This window comes from Kitasatospora sp. NPDC017646, assembly GCF_044329365.1.
Lineage (GTDB): Bacteria > Actinomycetota > Actinomycetes > Streptomycetales > Streptomycetaceae > Kitasatospora.
This window is the reverse complement of record NZ_JBIRJC010000023.1, coordinates 85,354-102,680: the sequence shown is the minus strand read 5'-3', so window position 1 is coordinate 102,680 and position 17,327 is coordinate 85,354. Positions and strand designations below refer to the sequence as shown.

The window sequence follows — 17,327 nt, the reverse complement described above, 5'->3', positions numbered from 1 at the left end:
TCGGCGGCTAGCCGCATCCGGCGGGACAGGAGCCGGTGCGACTGACGACGAATGCCAAGCTGCCAGACCGAAACCCCCGCCGCCAAGACCCCCTCCTTACGATCCGCAGTCGTAGCCGACAAGGCCGGCACCGATCCGACGGCGGGGCGCCACCGCGAAGGCGCGATTCCCGGTAACCCCCCGCGGACCTGCACGAACGCCTCTCGATCACGAGCCAGGCAGCCTCAAAACGGTGCAAAACGGACATCACTATCCGCCGTCGTACACCTCATTAGCATGTGAGCGCACTCACCAGCCTGCCCCCGGCATCGTCACCGACCGGCCCGCCAGCCATCACGCTGAGTCGACACCGGACGGCCGCGATCGAGGCGTGCGTGCCTCACCGGTGGGCCGCCCCCAGGACCTGGGTGACCAAGGCGATGTCGGCCTTGGGTATCACGATCACGTGTTGCTCGTCGCCCGCCACGAGGTCGAGACGGTCCATCTTCGGGTGAGGGGTCTTCCGTTCCGACGGCGACAGGGCGAAGGGGCCCCGCAGGGTGACGCTCTCGCCGGTGCGCCGGTTCCGCCACGAGACCTGGTCAGCGGTGAGGTACAGGTCGCCGGCCGCCATGTGCGGAACGGTGCGTCCCTTACCGACCGACAGCATCTTGACCGTGCCCAGCGTCGAGCTCGAGCAGAACACCTGAAGAGTGGTGCCGGCCTGGAGGTCGGCCAGGTCCTTCGCCGTACTCGCCCGACGGATGCCGACCAGGGAGAGCAGGGCATCGGAGAAGGTCTTGGTTCCCGCCGCGCGGCGGACGTTGCTCGTCACGGCGGAGATCTTTTCAGAGCCGGTGCGGAGGGCGTGCGGCGGGAGGACCGGGTCTCCCGAGGCCGCTGGTCCGGCGATGCCCCGGCGATGCCCCGGAGGTGTGCGCGGCCGGGCACCACCCCACTGGTGTGCCGGCCGCGCGCCTTCACGCTCCCTGGTCGACGGCTCCGGAGTCGGTCACCTGAGGCGGCGTTCGCACGGCGAGGAGGGCGACGTCGTCGATGCCGGACGGCTGGACGCGGCGCAGCAGCTGGTCCGTGAAGGACGGCAGGGGGCGATGGGCGAGGGCGGCCGCGTGCTGCCGGAGCCGGTTGAGGCCGTCGTCCAGGGTTCGGCCTCGCGTTTCGATGAGGCCGTCGGTGTACAGCAGCAGGGTGGATCCGGGCGGCAGCAGGACGGTGGCGTCGGGGCGGGGCCTGTGCACTCCGGTGCCGAGCAGGAGCCCGTGGCCGTCGGTGAGGTAGTCGGCCAGGCCGTCCCGGGAGATGAACAGGGGCGGGGGGTGGCCCGCGTTCGTCCAGGTCAGCTGCCATTGGCCGTCGTCCGTCCGGGTGATCCGGGCGAGGACGAGGGTGGCCATGGCGACGTCGGTGATCGGCATGATCACCTCGTCCAGGCGCTCGACGATCCGGCTTGGGGGCTGCTGCTGGGACCACGCCAGGGCGCGGAGCATGTTGCGCAGCTGGGCCATACCGGCGGCGGCCTCCAGGTCGTGGCCGAGGACGTCGCCGATGGCCAGGGCGGTGTCGCCGTCCGACAGGGTGAAGGCGTCGTACCAGTCGCCGCCGACCTGTGAGGCGTCGGGGGCGGGCAGGTAGCGGACGGTCATCTGCAGGCCGGGCACCTGCGGCATCTGGGGCAGCAGGTGGTTCTGCATGGTCTCGGCGACCTTGCGCTGGCGCTGGTAGAGACGGGCGTTGTCCAGGGCGACACCGGCGCGGCGCGCGATGTCCTCCACCAGCGGAAGGTCGGCGACGGTGAAGGCGCCGGCTTTCCGGGCGCGGCCCAGGGTGAGGGCTCCCAGGACTTCCCGCGTGCCGCGCAGCGGTGCGATGGCCGCGGAGCGGATGCCGGTGGCCTCGAACAGGCGGCGCTGCTCCACCGCTATCCCGGAATCCGGGGGGCCCTGGTAGGTCTCGGGCCCCGCCAGGGTGGAGGCGACGCCCCGCAGGGCCCGGGACAGGGGCATCGGGGATTCCTCGGGAATCGGCGGCATGGGTCCCTGTAGGTCGTCGTGCCACACGAGGGTGTGGCCGTCGGCCTGGACCACGGCGGTGCGCCACACCTCGTCGCGTTCGGCGATCAGGTCGATGACGGCCCAGTCCGCCAGCCGGGGCACGACCAGGGCCACCAGTCGGCGCAGTGCCTCGTCGACGTCGAAGGTGGAGGTCAGCTGGGTCGTGGTCTCGGCCAGCAGGGCCAGGCGTTCCAGCTCGCTCAAGCGCTCGGCGGACTGCTCCCGATCCGGGCCGGTGCTCCGCGCCTGCTCGGGCGCGTGGAAGATCACGAGCGTGTGGGGCCCGGGGCAGCCGCCGGTGTAGGGGGCGACCAGCCAGGAGACGCGCAGCACGGAGCCGTCACGGCGTGCGAAGTGGTCCTCCCCGGCCTGTGCCGGGTGCCCGGCGTGGAACGCCTGCCGCATGCTGCACCGGCTGGCGGGCAGTGGCTGGCCCTGGGGCCCCCGGTGCAGCAGTTCGTGGGCGTCCTGGCCGATCAGGTCGGCGGCGGGCCGGTCCAACAGGTGCTCGGCGTGGACGTTGGCGGCGACGATGCGCCCCTGCTCGTCGACCAGGTAGGCGCCGGCACCGATGGCGTTCAGCGCGTCGGTGAGCCGGGCGTCGGGAACCCCCACCAGCTGACTGCGCCCGGCCGCAGCAGTCTCCGCGTCCGTCATGTCCTCGCCTCCTGAAGATCGAATATCCATGGGTGCCGCAGGTGCCGTCCCGATGCTTCCCTTCCCCGTGCGCCCACCCCGGGATCCGACCCGGGGGATCCTCCCGGGAACCGGCCCCGGCGGCCTCCGGGCTCGCGTCGGGCCCACCGCATGGTGGCACGCACGCGGTGGGCCCGGCGACGGTTGCGGGATCAGGACCGGCCCCGGTCCGGCCCGGTCCGGGCACCGCTCGGGCGCGGCCCTGTCGGCAGGGCCGCGCCCGAGCAACGGGACGCCGTCCGGGAAGACCGGGAACGGATCAGCCCGTGCCGGTGGTGGTCACAGAAGTCGTCTCGTTCAACGTCTCGTTCAACGCCGCTCTCCCAGCCTCGGCAGGCCCCGCCCCCGGGGTCCTTGTGGTACCGGTCGTGTGCCCCTCCCTCGCGTGACCATGCGCACCGCCGCTTCGGCGGGTGTCGCCGTTTCCCCGGAGGAGGATCGGGGCCGCCACGCACTGACCGTCTCCGGCGCCGGCTTGCCCGACGTGTTCGCATCGACTGACCGGGGGTTCAGGCTCAGTTCACTGGCAGGGCTGGGCGCCAGGTCGAGCAGGTTCATCGTCGCCTTCCTCGGTGTCCAGGTGGCCGGTTACCGCGCAGGCAGGCGCCCCCACACCACCCCGTCATGGCCTCCCCGAGAACATCGACCGCGGGCCCGTGCCCGAAGCACTCGCACACGGGCCGGCCGTCGTGGACGCTAGCCGCGTCCGACCAGCCCTGACTCGTAGGCGATGATCACCAGCTGCGCGCGGTCCCGCGCGCCCAGCTTGGTGAGCAGGCGGGAGATGTAGGTCTTGGCAGTCGCGGCGGTGATGGAGAGTTCCGCGGCGATCTCGGCATTGGAGCGGCCGAGTCCGACGAGCGTGAGGATCTCGCGCTCGCGGTCGGTGATCGCGGCGGGCCTGGCCGGGCCGGGTGCGTTCGCCGGCTCCGGGGCTGGGGATGACGAGGGCTGTTGGCGCGCGAAGTGCGCGATCAGGCGCCGGGTGACCGTCGGGGCGATCAGGGCGTTGCCGGCGGCGACGACGCGGATCGCGGCGAGGATGTCGTCCAGCTCCATGTCCTTGACGAGGAAGCCGGAGGCGCCGGCGCGCAGCGCGCCGTAGACGTGTTCGTCCTGGTCGAAGGTGGTCAGGACGAGGATGCGCGGGACGTCTGCGGCGTCCGGGGTGCCCTCGGTGATGATCCGGGTGGCTTCGATGCCGTCCATGCCGGGCATCCGGATGTCCATGACGACGATGTCGGGCCGCAGTTCGGTGGCCAGGCGGACGGCCTCCGTGCCGGTGCCGGCCTCGCCGACCACCGTGAGGTCCGGTGCGTCGGTGATGATCATGTCGAGGGAGGCACGTACCAGCGGCTGGTCGTCGGCGAGCAGGACGCGGACCGGTGTGGTGGTGGCAGGGGGCGGCGTCATCGGGTGTGCTCCAGTTCAATGGGCGCGGCGGAGTGGTGGATGTCGGGCCGCGCGGCTGCCGGTATCGCCTCCTGCGGTAGGGGCAGCCGCGCGACGACCCGGAAGCCGCCGTCGGGGCGTGGCCCGGCGGAGAATTCGCCGTGCAGCAGGCTGATCCGCTCCCGCATTCCGACGATGCCGTATCCCTGCCCGGGGGGTTGGAAACCGTGTGCGTCGTGGTCTGCGTACGCGCCCCGTGTGCTCGGTGAGGCGGGCTCTGGGCCGGCGTTGACCACGCTGACGGCCAGCTCCGCCGGGTGGAACTCGATCGTCACCTGGCACGAGCGTTCCTGGGCGTGCCGTACCACGTTGGTCACCGCTTCCTGGAGGATCCGGTAGGCCGACAGCTCGATCTCGGGCGGCAGCCGGCGGCGCGGGCCGGACCACACCACGTCCACCCGTACCCCTGCCGCGGTCGTGGTCGTGGCGAGTCGGGCGACGTCGTCGAGGCCGGGCACCGGGGCCGACTGCTCGGCCTGGTCGGTGGCGTTCCCGTCGGCCTCGCGCAGTGCTCCCAGAAGCCGTCGCAGGCCGGCCAGCGTCTCCCGTCCGGCCGTCTCGACCTCCCCGAGGGCGGCGCGGGCCCGCGTCGGCTGGGTGTCGAAGACCCGGCGGGCGGCGCCGGCCTGCAGTGCCACGATCCCGATGTTGTGCGCGACCATGTCGTGCAGTTCCCGGGCGATGCGTAGCCGCTCCGAGATGATCGCCTGCTCCGTCGCCTGCGCGCGCAGCGCCTCGGCATGCCCGTGGCTCTGCCACACCGCGTGTCCGATCAGCCAGGCGATCACCGTGGCCAGGGCCGCGGTCACTGTGGTGCTGCCGTGGTCGACCATGCCGGACAGGGCGCGGAAGCCCGAGTAGCCCAGCAGGGTTCCGAGCGCGAGCGCGCCGGCCGTGACCGAGGTCCGGGCCGGCTGGGTCGCCGCCAGGTAGCAGAGCGCGACGTCGACCACGAGGTACTGCAGCAGGGGGATGTCCGCGACGGCCATCGCCATGACCGACGAGACGGTCCCGAGCAGCAGCAGGCACAGGGCCGTCAGGGGGCGGCGTCGGCGGCGGCCGGCGGCGAGCACGGCCAGCACCGCGACGATCTCACTCATCTGGTTGCCGAAGTTCAGCGTGAGCACGGAGAGCCCGTTCCGGGTCTGCATCTGCTCGAAGATCGTGTATGCCGTGACCGCGAACCAGAGCAGCACCATCCAGGTGCCGGGCGACACGCGCGAGAGGTACTTGGGCGGCACCCGGGTGAGCTTCATGTCGCGAGCGTAGCGAGCGACCTTCCGACGGCACAGTCATCCACGGATGTCATCCCGGGGTTGACTGCGCATCAGGTGGTTGTCCACCGTGGGCAGATGTGCGCCGATGCCGGTGAGCGGCACCGTGGTCCCCGTGATCGAAGTCAGTCATCTCACCAAGCGCTACGGCCGCGTCACCGCCGTCAACGATCTGTCCTTCACCGTTCGGTCCGGCCACGTCACCGGCTTCCTCGGCCCCAACGGCGCGGGCAAGAGCACGACCCTGCGCATGATCCTCGGACTGCACGCCCCGACCAGCGGGACCGCGACCGTCGCAGGCCGCGACTGCCGCGGCCTGCGGCGGGCTCTGCGCCAGGTCGGGGCGCTGCTCGACGCCGGTGACGTGCACGGCGGCCGCACTGCCCGCGACCACCTGCGTTTCCTGGCTCGCAGCAACGCGATCCCGAGCAGCCGGGTGGGCGAGGTTCTGCGGGAGGTCGGCCTCGCCGCCGCCGCCGAGCGGCGGATCGGCGGCTTCTCGCTGGGCATGCGCCAGCGTCTGGGCATCGCCGGGGCGCTCCTGGGTGATCCGCCGGTTCTGATGTTCGACGAGCCACTGAACGGCCTTGATCCCGAGGGTGTGCTGTTCGTCCGGGGCCTGTTTCAACGCCTGGCCGGCGAGGGCCGCACGGTCTTCGTGAGCAGCCATCTGATGACCGAGATGGAGCACACCGCCGACCGTCTCATCGTGGTCGGGCGCGGCGAGTTGCTCGCGGACGAGACCGTGGCCGAGTTCGCCGCCCGTGGCTCGCGCAACACCGTCGAGGTCAGGGCTGATGATCCGGCCGCGCTGGTGGCCGCTCTGACCGCCGAGGGCGCGCAGGTGGTCCAGGCCCCGGACGGCCTGCTGACGGTGACCGGCCTCGACGCGGTCGCGATCGCGGGGATCGCCGCCGCGCGTGGTGTCCTCGTCCACGAACTGTCCACCAGGACCGGCTCGTTGGAGCAGGCCTTCATGGAGCTGACCGGCGCCAGCGTCGAATACGCGGCATACGCGGCAGGAGAACGAGCGTGAGCACCCGGACGGAAACCCATCCCGCGACGAGCACCCGCCAGGCACCCGACAGCCCACCGGCCAGGTTCACCGACCTGCTGGCGGCCGAGTGGATCAAGTTGTGGTCCCTGCGCTCGATCCCCTGGTTCCTGCTGATCAGCGCGGTGGCCATCATTGGTCTGAACGCCAACGGTGCGCGGACCTCCCGCTCCGAATGGGAGTCCTGGACGGTCGACCAACAGGCCTACTACGCCAGGGTCGGGGCGTTGCACGACGCGTTCACCCGGCCGTGCGCGTCCTTGGTCCTGTTGGCCATGGGGGCGGTGGGAGCGATCGCGATCCTCAGCGAGCAGACCACCGGCCTGCTGCGGACCACGTTCGCCGCGGCGCCGGCCCGGCGGGAGGTGATCGCCGCCAAGGTGCTGACGGTCACTGGGGTGGCGGCCGGATTCGGCGTGTTCGTGGTGACCGTGTCCTTCTGGTTGGACGAGGCGATCCTGGCCGGGAAGTACGGCGGCGTCTCGATCGGTCATCCCGGCGCCTTGCGACTCGTGACGGCCTCCGCGCTGCTCGCGCCGATCGGCGCGCTGGTCGGCCTCGGGCTGGGCGCGGTGATCCGGCACAGTGTCACGACCATGGTCACGCAGTTCGTCCTGCTGTTCATCATCCCGTCCTTCGTCCACGACAACACGCACTGGGGCGCGGTCATCGACAACGCGCTGCCGTTCAACGCGTGGGCCCGGCTGCTGCTGTCGGCAAAGGAGACCGGCACCCCCTACCCCTCCACGCTGGGCGGCGCCTGGACGGTCTACGCGGTCTGGACGGCGCTCGCGGTGGTGCTGGCGATAGCCACCGTGCCGAAGCGGGACCAGTGAAAGCCCACAGCTGACGAGTGCACCGACAGCGGCCCGCCGACCCGCCGGATCCAGCCGCGGCAAACGACGTCGGTCGCCGCCCGTGGCCCGGCCGCAGGGCGTCAGTCGCACCACCATCTCCACGGCTGGACCGGTCTCGGCGGGGAAGGATACGCCGGCCGGGTAGCCGCACCGGATCACGCTGACCTGGGCTGGGCACGCCGCACCCGCCAAGGAGACCGCACGGCTGAAGCTGCTGATCACCAAGGTCGAGACGGCAGGCGGTCAGTAGCCACCAACCGGCCGACGGGAGCGACCTGGTCGGCCTCCTACGACGACCCCGCCAGGCATTCGCGCGCTGGGACGCCTCGCGCCACCCGTGCCAGCTAGAGCGAGGTTCTGTGCCCTCATCACAAGATCGCCGACATCCGGAGATCAAGAATTTGGCGGGCCGGATCAGCTACCCGAGCGCGGGGCACAGCCCGATTCGGTCCAAGAGACCCAGGGAGGGTCCGTGACCGCCATGCCGTTCACAAGCCGCAACGAGATGACGCGCCGTCGCATGCTGGGCGCCGCGCTCGCGGTCGGGGCCGCCGTGCCGCTCCCCGCCGCAGGCCCCGCCTGGGCCGCCCAGGGCACGTCGGCCTCGACCGGCGTGACCCCGGCGCGGGTCACGCTGCCGGAGCCCACCGGCCCGCACCGGGTGGGCACGGTGGCGCTGCACCTGGTCGACGCCTCCCACCCCGATCCCGGCGCCGGCCCCGGCCAATTCCGCCGACTGATGGCAGCGTCTGCGTCTGGTACCCCGCCCGTGGCGACGTCGATCGGTACCCGCGCGTGCCGTGGATGCCCGCCAGTGTGCTGCAGGTGTTCCTCACCTCCGGCGGCTTCCCGCCCGGCAGAGAAAGAGGACTTCGGGGTCAAGAAGCGCGATGCGATCCGACGCCGAGTTCGGCCGACGGCATCACTCCGGCGAGGGATAGCGCAACACCTCACACCTGTTGCACCCGATAGCGTCCTCGGCAATGCCCTTGAGCTGCGCCGATTCGCCTGGTCTCGCCGTGCAACACCGATCTGCCCCAGAGAAAGGTGACGGCGACGTCCACGGTGCCGGTCGTCCGCCGCCGGTGAATCCGCCCTTGAAGTGATGGGTCGAGTCGGTCGTGCGGGCGTCGCCCTGGAAGTGGTGGCCGGCCCGCTGGGTGTCGGAGGCACCCGGCGCCGGTGACGCGAAGCCGCTGTAGCCGGCGGACACGATCGCGTAGGTGCAGCCACCAGGGACGTGCAGGGTCAGGTCGAGCTGACAGTCCTTCCGGAAGTCGGTGGGCGCGTCGGGGTCGTGCCGGGCGCGGCGCGGCCGCCGTCGGCGTTCCCGTCCCGGCCAGGCGTTCCAGGCCGTACCCGAAACCACAGGTCAGAGCACCTTTTCACGTTCCAGCATCCCGGACTTCCCGTCACGGCTTGTGGCCCGGACGTGCCCCGACCGATTCTGTGACCGGCAGATGGCAGACGGCAGACGGTGCGCTGACGTACCGACAGCCGACGTCCCGACAACACCCCGACCGAGAATGCGAGCCCATCCGATGCGCAAGCCGAAGCGACGCCACATGGCCATGCTGTTCACCGCCGCCGGCCTGGTGGCGGCCACCGCCGCGCCGGCCGCCGCCGTGCACGGCGGCGCCGCCACCACCACCGGGGCCCACCCGTTCGTGGTGGCGTTGGAGACCGCGTCCGGCGAGCAGTGGTGCACCGGCGCCCTGATCGCGCCCACCAAGGTGCTCACCGCCGGCCACTGCGTCGCCGAGGCGGACGACCCGACCACCCTGCGGGTGATCGCCGGGCGGACCGACCTGACCACCTCCGCCGGGCAGGTCCGACGGGTGAAGAGCGTCAAGGTCGACCCCCGCTACACCGCGGGCCTGGACCACGACTCCGCCGTCCTCACCCTGGACCGCCCGCTGCCGCAGCGCCCGGCCCGGGTGGCGCGGCAGGGCGACGAGGGCCTGTACCGGCTCGGCGGCCCGGCCACCGTCTACGGCTACGGCCGCACCGGCACGGACGGACCGGGCACCCGTCTCAAGGAGGCCGTGCTGACGCTCTCACCGCTGGCCGGCTGCGAGCCCTACACCGATCCCGCCGACTCACCGCGCGTCAAGGTCTGCGGCCTGCCCGGGCCCGGCCGCACCGACAGCATCTGCAAGGGCGACTCCGGCGGCCCGCTGGTGGTGAACGGGGTCGTGATCGGCATGGTGTCGACCGGGAACAAGTACTGCGACACCCAGTACCCGGTCTCCGTCTTCACCCGCGCCACCGACGTCCCCGCCGACCTACTGAACTGAACCGCCCGGACCGGACGGTCACGCCGGGCCGCCGGTGGCCGGGGCGCCGTCGTCCCGGCCACCGGCGGCCCAGTCACCGCCGACCCGGCCACAGAGGGCCCCGCGTCAGGCGGCCCCGCATCAGGCGGTCGATCGCACCTGGCGAACCGCCTGGTTTCCCGCCCGGCCTCCCGGGTGGGTGCAGTGCACCCACGACCCGGGGCCTGCGGGGAACCTAGGGTGACGGCCATGGGAAGCGAGAACGAATTCGGCGACTACCTGCGCGCCCGTCGTGCGGCGCTCGCGCCGGCGGGTGTCGGCCTGCCGGGTGACGGGGCCCGGCGGGTGCCGGGGCTGCGGCGCGACGAGGTGGCGCTGTTGGCCGGGGTGAGCACGGACTACTACATGCGGTTGGAGCAGGGCCGGGAGCGGCACCCGTCCGAGCAGGTGCTGCGGGCGATCGCCGGGGCCCTGCGGCTGGACGACGCGGCCACCGCCCACCTCTTCCGGCTGGGCCTGGGCGTCTTCGGGACGGTGACCGCCACGACGACCGTCGCTCCGGAGTTGCTGCGGCTGATGGACGGCATGCGCGACGTGCCGGCCTTCGTGGTCGGGGCGGCGCAGGACGTCCTGGCGGCCAACGCGATGGCGCGGGAGCTCTACCGCGGATTCGCCCGGTACGACAACCTGCTGCGGATGATCTTCCTCGACCCCGTCGCGCGCGAGTTCTACGCCGACTGGGACCACGCGGCGCGGATCGCGGTGGGCAACCTGCGGGCGTCCTGCTCGCAGTTCCCGCAGGACGGACGGATCGAGCGGGTGGTCGGCGAACTGAGCGTGCGCAGCCCCGCGTTCGCGGGCCTGTGGGCGCGCTACGAGGTCCGTCCCCGCACCCACGAGGACAAGCGCTTCCGGCACCCGCGGGTCGGGGAGATGCGTCTGCACTTCGAGGCGCTCGCCGTGACCAGCGCCCCCGGACAGCACCTGTCCGTCTACAGTGCGGAGCCCGGCAGCGCCGGCGCCGACGCCCTGGTCCTGCTCCGCCGGCTGTCCGAGCGGGAAGCCGAGCGGGAGGCCGAGCGGGAGGCCGAGCCGGAAACCGAGCCGGAATCCGAGCGGGAAGCGGCCTTGACGGACGGGACCGACCCCGCGGAGGAAGTCCCGTCGGCGCCGTGAGCCGGCCGTCCCCCACCACGCCCCCACTTCCTGTCCCCCCGAGAAAGACGTCTGCCATGCTGCTGCCCTTCGACGAGGCAGGCCGGGGCCGCCCGGTCGTCCTGCTCCACGCCCGCCCCACCGACCGCTCCATGTGGCGCGCCCACCTGCCCCTGCTCGCCGCCGCGGACGTGCGGGCCATCGCCCTGGACCTGCCCGGCCACGGCGACGCGCCCGTGCCCGGGGGCGGTGAGGCGGCCCCCTGGACGGATGTCCTCGACACGCTCGACCACCTCGGGGTCGAGCGCTTCGTCCTGGCCGGGAACTCCCTCGGGGCCCTGGTGGCGCTCCAGGTCGCGCTCACGGCACCCGAGCGGGCCGAGGGCCTGGTGCTCGTCGGCTACCGGTCCCACCACCAGCCGGCGTCCCCGCGCCTGCGAGCCGCCTGGGACGCCGAACGGACCGCGCTCGCCGCCCACGACCTCGACGCGGCCGTGACGGCCGGCGTCCGGGCGTGGACCTCGCCCGGCGCGACCGGCGACGTACGGGCGCATGCGGCCCGCATGCTCCGCGACCAGCTGACCGGGCAGCTCACCCACGGCGAGCCCGCGCAGGCGGCGGGCCCGCTCGGCGCGGGAACGGCGGCGCTGCGCACGCTGACCGTTCCCGCCCTGGTCGGCGTCGGCGAACACGACATGCCCGACTTCTTCGAGGGGGGCGAGGCACTGGCCCGAGACCTCGACGCGGGCGACACCGTGGTCATCCCCGCCGCAGGACACCTGGCGCCGCTGGAACAGCCCACCGCGTTCTGCGCCCTGCTGCTGGACTTCGTCCGCCGCCTCCCGGAGCCGCCCCACTGAGGACGGGGCTTCCCAGCACCGGTCGCAGGCGCGCCGGCCGTCGTGGGGAAGACCGGTTCCCGTGGATCCCAACACCGTCACCGAGGTCGTGCGGCGCCCGCCCGACCGGCCTGGTGCGGACTGGCGCGAGGGCGATGCCAGGCTCGCCGGGGGAACCTGGCTGCATGAGGTACGACGCCTACTCGGTCTACACCAACACCGTCCCGAGCGGGGCGCTGCGTGGCTACGGGACGACCAAGCCGGCGTTCGCCGTGGAGTCGGCGATGGACGGACCGGCCCGCGCCCTTCGCCTCGCCCCGCTCGAACTGAGACGGCGCAACATCGTGCGGCCGGGTGAGCCGCTGCGCCGAGCGGCCGGGTGACGGTCAACCGGTGACGGTCCGGGCCGTGTGCCCGTGGAGCGCGTCCAGGAGCGCGGTCTGATGGTCACTCAACTTCCCGTCGGTGCGCGCCTTGGCCTGTTTGCGCAGCCAGGCGCCGGGGCGGAACGCCGGGTCGTCGCCGAGGCCGGTGCGGTTGACGGGGCCGTCGAGGGTGCCGCCGGCGGCGAGGTAGGCGAGCAGGCGGCGGTAGGAGCGGTTCCAGTCCGGTTCCAGGCGCCACAGCTCGTCCAGTGCGTCGAGCTCGGCCACCTGGCCAGGGCTGAGGCTCTCGGCCCTGCGCTGGCGGCGCATCCACGCGCCCACCGCGTAGTCGTCGAGTTTCGCGGTCGCCGGGATCGCCAGGTGGCCGTGGGCGCGGTGGAACGCGGCGGCGTAGGCGTGGCCGCGCTCCCAGGCGTTGGCGTTCTTCGACCAGATCATGCCGAGCGCGTCCAGCTCGCTGACCCGGGCCGGGTCGAGCAGGCCCTGTCCGTTCAGGTGGCGCTGGCGGGCGAGCCAGGAGATCAGCTCCGCGTGCTGCTCCCTGTCGGTGGGGTCGAGGTGACCGTGCTTGATGTGGAACACGGCGGCGACCGCGTGCATCCGCTGCCACTCGACGGCCCGTGGGTTGAAGGCACGGAGCTTGACGGTCCGGAGGATCCGCGCGGCGTGCCGGCGGGCGTCGATCCTCAGCCACTCGGTCGGCGGCTCCACCGCGGCCGACGGCTGCTCACCCTCCCCGGCTTCCCCGGCCTCCGCGGCCTCGCCCTCGGCGCGCTCGGTCGCGGTGGGGTGCCGGCCCTGGGAGCGCTGGGTGCGCAGCTCGGTGATCCGGCCGACCACCCGGGCGTCGTGTGCGGCCAGGGCGCGCAGGACGCGCCAGATGGTGCGGAAGGAGGACGCTTCGAGCTCGGCGTCGGCTTCGGCCTTCACGGCCTCGCCGGCGTCCCGCACCTCCGAGGGGTCGGCGGTGGCGGTGTCGTCGCCGACGACGGGGGTGGGCAGGTAGACCGGAATGACGACCCAGGAGACCTTGCCCTGCCGGTAGGACTGGCGCAGCGCCCGGCCGACGGCCTGGACGATGTCGATGACCGACGACTTGGGGTCCGCGAAGCAGACGGCGTCCACGGCCGCGATGTCGATCCCTTCCGAGAGCAGACGGGCGTTGGCGAGGATGCCGCATTCCTCGCCGTCCTCGCCGGTGTGGGCCCTGAACTCGGCGAACGCGGCGCGGCGCTCGCGCAGCCGGTCCGTGCCGGCCACGGCCTTCGCCCAGATCCGCTCCGGGCGCTCCGCGTCCTCCAGCAGCTCGGAGGCGTCCAGCAGGTCCGTGGCGAACGCTCGGGCACCCGCGATCCGCGAGTGGAAGGTGATCACCCTGCGCAGGCCCAGATCCGCGACCGCGCGCAGCACCGCGATCTGCAGCGCCAGGCGCAGCAGGTCCTCGTTGCTGCGCTGGGAGCGCAGGTCGGCGACGGCGGGGAGGTTGAGGAGGTCGCGCAGGTCCTCGTCCGTGACCACCGGGACGAGGACGCGGTAGTCGGCGAGGTAGCCGTGTTCGATGCCCTGGCCGAGGGTCCAGGTGAACACGGTCCGGCCGTAGACGCGCTCGTCGTCCATCGAGCACAGCACGGCCCCTTCGGCGACGTCGACCACCTCCTGCGGGATGCGGCTCTCGTCGACGATGCGCGGGGTGGCGGTGAAGTACAGCCGCCGCGCGGCGGGGACCTGGTCGTCCGTGTGGACGGCGGCCCACGGCTTGCCGTCGGAGCCCGCGGTGCGGTGGGCCTCGTCGACGACGACCAGGTCCCAGGCGGGCAGGCCGTGCAGCTGGTGGGCCTGGACGATCCGCTCCAGGCTCGCGTAGGTGGCGTACACGGTGACCGGCTTTCCGGGCTTCTCCGCGCGGACCAGGTCGGCGATGCGGGCGGCCTGGGTGGTGACCTGGGCACGGGTCCGACCGCCGGCCTCCGCGCTCTCCAGCGCCTCCTCCCGGGAGCACGCCGCCACCGCGAGTCCCCGGCGCCCGCCCTTCAGCGACCAGGACTCGGCGGTCTGCTCCAGCAGCTCGATCGTCGGCACCAGGACCAGGACGACGCCACGCGCGGCGAGGCGGCGGGCGCAGCCGGCGGCGATCAGGGTCTTGCCGGAGCCGGTGGCCGCGACGACCGTGGCCCGGCCCCCGTGCCTCACTTCGCGCACCGCGGCGGCGACGGCGTCCTTCTGGAACCAGTGCAGCGGCAGCGGGTTGGCCGTGCCGAGCGGCTGCTCCGGGACGGGCGGCGTGGCATCGGCGCGCGGCCCGGCCGGCGCGGCGGTCTCGGCGGCGGTGGCGGCGGTGGTCATGGTGTCCACGGGGTTGTCGCGTCTCACGGTCCGGGCACCCAGGCTCGGACTTCGAGGTACTGGATGTCGGCGTCCTCGACGGCGCGGCCGGTCTCCACCAGCCACGCCTTCATCGCCTCGGTGACGTCGCCGTGGTGGTCCGCGACGCGCCGGGACCACTCGGCCGCGTCGAACCCGCCCGTGGACGCGGAGCCGTAGGTGCGCTCCTCCGTGCCGTCCGCGCGCGGGACGAAGCCGCGCCGCAGGCCCGGTGAGTCCTCCGTCGAGCCGGCCGACATCGTGAACTGGTCGGCCCTCATCCGCACGGTGAAGGCCAGACGGCCGCCGGCCCGGCCCGTCGCGTGCACGACCTGCGCGAGGTGGCTCGCGCCGGAGCGGATCGCCTGCTTGCCCGCGCGGCCGGCCATGCTCTCACCGGGCGCGCCGACGACGTCCTTGCCCCGCACCCGCGCCTTCTGCCCGGTCCTGGTCCGGCGGCGTTCCACGTGCTCGGCCGCGATCCCGGTCAGCGCCTCGGTGTCGCGTTCGCCGCCGCGCACCGCGCGCACGATCTGGCGCAGCGCGTTCACGAACGCCGCGCCCTTGCCCTTGGTGAAGAACTGCGAGACGAGTGAGGCGTCGCGGCCGAGCATCCGGGCGACCTGGCGCTTGCTGTAGCCCTGGTCGATCAGCTGCCGGGTCAGCCTCGCGGCCTCGTTCGGGTGGTCCGGGTCGGCCGGGCTCACTGCTGCTCACCTGCCGTCCGGGCGAGTTCGGCGCGGCCCTGGGCCCGCAGGTGGAGGTACTGCTCCTGGCTGGTCGGATGCTCGACGAGGCCGGTGAGGTGGCCCTTGAGCAGGTAGTCACCCGGCTCGCCCCGGTAGGGCCAGGGCTGACGCTCGGTCAGGGCGATGCCGTCCGTGCCGAAGTAAACGACCGTACCGGGCTTCGCGTGCAGCGCCCCGGCGTAGCCGATGACCTCCTTGCCCTGCCGGTACTTCATGTCCAGCAGCGCCGCCCGGGCCCCCGACCACACGTACGCCGCCCACTCGGGGTGGGCGTACGGGTCGCGGGAGAAGCCGGCCTGCCGCTGCCAGGTCACCACCTGGTCGTCCTGGCCGAGGATCTCGACCCCGGGCGGGAGCGCCTCGCCGACCGGCGTGGTGCCGGAGATCAGGCGCGGGCGCTGCGCGAAGCCGCCGAGGCCGAACAGCAGCACCGAGCGGACGGCGCGGCTGGCGAGGTAGGCCGCCTGCCGCTGCCGCTCGTCGGCGTGCACGCGCGAGAGGTTGGTCAGGTCCGCCCAGGCGGCCTTGAGCCGCTTGCCCCACTCGTCGAGCGGCTTGCCGTCCTCGAAGAGCAGGCCGCCGAGGACCTCGATCCGCCACGGCATCAGGTGGTTCGCCAACGCCAGGTGCACCTCCGCGCCGCCCGCCCACGTCGTGAACGTGGCGCCCGGCTCGGACGGGTAGACCCAGGCCCGGTCACCAGTGACCGGAGCGGGCAGCAACCCGACGTGCTCCCAGCCCCGCGGGACCGTGACGCGGATGTTCCAGTGGGAGCAGCTCATCAGGGCCTTGGTCTGCTCCTGCTCGGTCATCGCGGCGAACGCCGCCGCGGTGATGCGGCGCGGCGTGCCGACCGGGGACTTCCACAGGTGCTTGGCGTAGGCGAAGGTGCGGTCGTACTCGACCAGGGCCGGCAGTTGCTCCGGCACGCGCGGCGGCAGGATCAGCTCGGTACGGCCCTGGCCGCCGGTGGCGTGCAGCAGGCCGCGCAGTTCCTCGGAGAGGACCGGGTAGCCGCCGGCCCACTTGCCGGTGGTCGGGACGGTCCGCGACCACAGGTCCCGGCCCGTTTGCGACGGCGAGCCCATCAGAACCGCGTCGTCCCAGTGCCGGCGCAGCGCCTGCCACAGCAGGGTGAACGCCTGACGGCAGGTGACGACATCGGAGCCGTCCGGGTCGAACCACTCCCCCATCGAGCGGATCTCCGTGGTGCCGCTGTCGGGGGCGGTGGCGGGGGCGTAGCGACCGACGGGCTGGCGCTGGTGCACGAAGTGCCCGGCGAGCTTGTCGCGGCCGGAGCCGACGGCGGTGGTCCACCGCTCCGACGGGGTGTTGAGCCAGGCGGCGACCGCGTCCTTGAGGGTGGAGTAGCGCTCGGCCCCGTCGTGCCAGGGCGCGCCGGCGGTGATGTAGACCCGCTCTGTGCCGGGCGCGGCCGCGAGGACGGCGTCCAGGATCTCGCCCGGGGTGCGCGCGCCGAGGTCGAGCCGTACCACGCGGTCACGAACCGCGAGGTCACCGGTCGCGGCGTCCAGGAACACCGTGGAGCGGGCCTGCTGGGTGAAGTTCGGGCGCTTGGAGGTCAGACCGGTCGTCACGGCCTCGAACCGCGCGCCCGCCGGGCCCTCGGGAATCGTGGGCAGCTCACGCGGCCCGACCTCGGCCGCCGGGCGCCGTCCGGCAGCGACCGGAGCGACCGAAGCAGCCAATTCGACTGGCGCAGCGACGGCGGAAGCGGTGGGGGGAGCCGCGACCGCGGGAGCAGGCCGCTCGGGTACGACGGCGGAGCGGGCCGGCACCGGTGCGACGGCGGACGCGGCGACCGGCGCGGCCTCCGGCGCCTGCGCCTGGACAGGCGCAGCGGTGGTGGTGGTGGTGGCAGGGGCTGTGACGGCCTGGTCGTCGGTGTTCCTGGCCGCGCGGACGACGGCCGGGGTCGGGTCCAGCAGCGGGGCGATCCGCACGACGTCGCCGACCGACAGGCCCGAGGCCTTCGCGACGGCAGGCGCCTGGGCGCCCTCGTACCCCGCGAGCCCGGCCACCCGGCGCGCGCGCTGGGCGGTGAGCTTGTCCAGCTCCTTCTGCGCGGCCGCGACCGCCTTCTCGGCGGCCGTGATCTCGGCGCGCAACTCGCGCAGACCGGCGAGCTCGGTGGTGTAGGTCTTGCGGTCCATCAG

14 protein-coding genes are annotated in these 17,327 nt (G+C 73.1%); 6 read left to right on the top strand and 8 right to left on the bottom strand.

The annotated features are described in order from the left end of the window. Positions 1–379: 379 nt before the first annotated feature. From ACH4J0_RS29500 to ACH4J0_RS29485, 4 genes are all read right to left on the bottom strand, one after another. The gene (locus tag ACH4J0_RS29500; protein WP_396243667.1) at positions 380–814 is read right to left on the bottom strand and encodes a hypothetical protein; all 435 of its coding nucleotides are present in this window, start codon (positions 812–814) and stop codon (positions 380–382) included. A gap of 145 nt (positions 815–959) precedes the next feature. Beyond that, a complete protein-coding gene (locus ACH4J0_RS29495) occupies positions 960–2,708 on the bottom strand; it encodes a SpoIIE family protein phosphatase (protein WP_396243666.1) in 1,749 nt (582 codons plus the stop codon). Positions 2,709–3,443: 735 nt separating this feature from the next. Next, the gene (locus tag ACH4J0_RS29490; protein WP_396243665.1) at positions 3,444–4,160 is read right to left on the bottom strand and encodes a response regulator; all 717 of its coding nucleotides are present in this window, start codon (positions 4,158–4,160) and stop codon (positions 3,444–3,446) included. Beyond that, positions 4,157–5,455, bottom strand: coding sequence for a sensor histidine kinase (locus tag ACH4J0_RS29485; RefSeq protein ID WP_396243664.1), 1,299 nt, complete (start codon positions 5,453–5,455; stop codon positions 4,157–4,159). The genes ACH4J0_RS29490 and ACH4J0_RS29485 overlap by 4 nt, the downstream gene beginning before the upstream one ends. A gap of 133 nt (positions 5,456–5,588) precedes the next feature. Here ACH4J0_RS29485 and ACH4J0_RS29480 point away from each other — a divergent pair, with 133 nt between their 5' ends. Both ACH4J0_RS29480 and ACH4J0_RS29475 read left to right on the top strand, forming a co-directional pair. Then, positions 5,589–6,509, top strand: coding sequence for an ABC transporter ATP-binding protein (locus tag ACH4J0_RS29480; RefSeq protein WP_396243663.1), 921 nt, complete (start codon positions 5,589–5,591; stop codon positions 6,507–6,509). Next, positions 6,506–7,363, top strand: a complete 858-nt coding sequence (locus ACH4J0_RS29475; RefSeq protein WP_396243662.1) for an ABC transporter permease — start codon at positions 6,506–6,508, stop codon at positions 7,361–7,363. Before ACH4J0_RS29480 ends, ACH4J0_RS29475 begins: the two co-directional genes overlap by 4 nt. 943 nt (positions 7,364–8,306) lie before the next feature. Here ACH4J0_RS29475 and ACH4J0_RS29470 read toward each other — a convergent pair. Next, positions 8,307–8,753, bottom strand: a complete 447-nt coding sequence (locus tag ACH4J0_RS29470) for a DUF4360 domain-containing protein (RefSeq protein ID WP_396243661.1) — start codon at positions 8,751–8,753, stop codon at positions 8,307–8,309. A 172-nt stretch (positions 8,754–8,925) separates the two neighbouring features. Here ACH4J0_RS29470 and ACH4J0_RS29465 point away from each other — a divergent pair, with 172 nt between their 5' ends. The 4 genes from ACH4J0_RS29465 to ACH4J0_RS29450 all read left to right on the top strand — a co-directional run bounded on the left by ACH4J0_RS29465 (position 8,926) and on the right by ACH4J0_RS29450 (position 12,037). Further along, positions 8,926–9,681: a S1 family peptidase gene (locus tag ACH4J0_RS29465; protein ID WP_396243660.1), complete on the top strand. Its 756-nt coding sequence runs from the start codon at positions 8,926–8,928 to the stop codon at positions 9,679–9,681. A gap of 228 nt (positions 9,682–9,909) precedes the next feature. Next, positions 9,910–10,836, top strand: coding sequence for a helix-turn-helix domain-containing protein (locus tag ACH4J0_RS29460; protein WP_396243659.1), 927 nt, complete (start codon positions 9,910–9,912; stop codon positions 10,834–10,836). Between the two features lie 56 nt (positions 10,837–10,892). Continuing rightward, positions 10,893–11,675: an alpha/beta fold hydrolase gene (locus ACH4J0_RS29455; RefSeq protein ID WP_396243658.1), complete on the top strand. Its 783-nt coding sequence runs from the start codon at positions 10,893–10,895 to the stop codon at positions 11,673–11,675. A gap of 164 nt (positions 11,676–11,839) precedes the next feature. Beyond that, on the top strand, positions 11,840–12,037 hold the full coding sequence (locus ACH4J0_RS29450) for a molybdopterin cofactor-binding domain-containing protein (protein ID WP_396243657.1): 198 nt from the start codon (positions 11,840–11,842) through the stop codon (positions 12,035–12,037). A gap of 3 nt (positions 12,038–12,040) precedes the next feature. Here the strand turns inward: ACH4J0_RS29450 and ACH4J0_RS29445 are convergent, their stop codons facing one another. From ACH4J0_RS29445 to ACH4J0_RS29435, 3 genes are read right to left on the bottom strand one after another with little or no spacing between them, the layout of a single operon-like run. Continuing rightward, entirely contained in the window at positions 12,041–14,410 is a 2,370-nt protein-coding gene (locus ACH4J0_RS29445) for a Helicase associated domain protein (RefSeq protein WP_396243656.1), read from the bottom strand. Next, positions 14,407–15,108 carry a helix-turn-helix domain containing protein gene (locus ACH4J0_RS29440; protein ID WP_396243655.1) on the bottom strand — a complete coding sequence of 234 codons (702 nt, stop codon included), beginning with the start codon at positions 15,106–15,108 and terminating at the stop codon, positions 14,407–14,409. Before ACH4J0_RS29440 ends, ACH4J0_RS29445 begins: the two co-directional genes overlap by 4 nt. Then, positions 15,105–17,324, bottom strand: coding sequence for a hypothetical protein (locus tag ACH4J0_RS29435; RefSeq protein ID WP_396243654.1), 2,220 nt, complete (start codon positions 17,322–17,324; stop codon positions 15,105–15,107). Before ACH4J0_RS29435 ends, ACH4J0_RS29440 begins: the two co-directional genes overlap by 4 nt. Between the last annotated feature and the right edge of the window lie 3 nt (positions 17,325–17,327).